The following is a 264-nucleotide window of genomic DNA, read 5'->3' on the forward strand; positions in this document are numbered from 1 at the left end:
TGATCAGAATGCGATCTTCGCCTTTGAACGACTCTTCTACGCCACCGTTGAAGAAGAAAGTAACGTGGGCATATTTTTCGGTTTCGGAAATACGCAACTGAGTTTTGTCGTTTTTCGCCATCCACTCGCCGAAGGTGTTAACCAGGGAAGCGGGTGGGTAAGCAACCGCAGTTTTGATGTCAGCGGCGTATTCGGTCAGCATCACGAAATCGACGTTAACCACTTTCTTACGCGCGAAGCCGTCGAAATCTGCGTTTACGAATG

The 264-nt window shown here is 48.9% G+C and carries 1 pseudogene; it reads right to left on the minus strand.

What is annotated here, in order from left to right:
* Window positions 1–264 (minus strand): annotated as a pseudogene (locus R0J87_RS21345) (2,3-bisphosphoglycerate-independent phosphoglycerate mutase); the annotation flags it as partial.

The organism is Halomonas sp. SIMBA_159, from assembly GCF_046536035.1.
Classification (GTDB): Bacteria; Pseudomonadota; Gammaproteobacteria; order Pseudomonadales; family Halomonadaceae; genus Vreelandella; species Vreelandella venusta_A.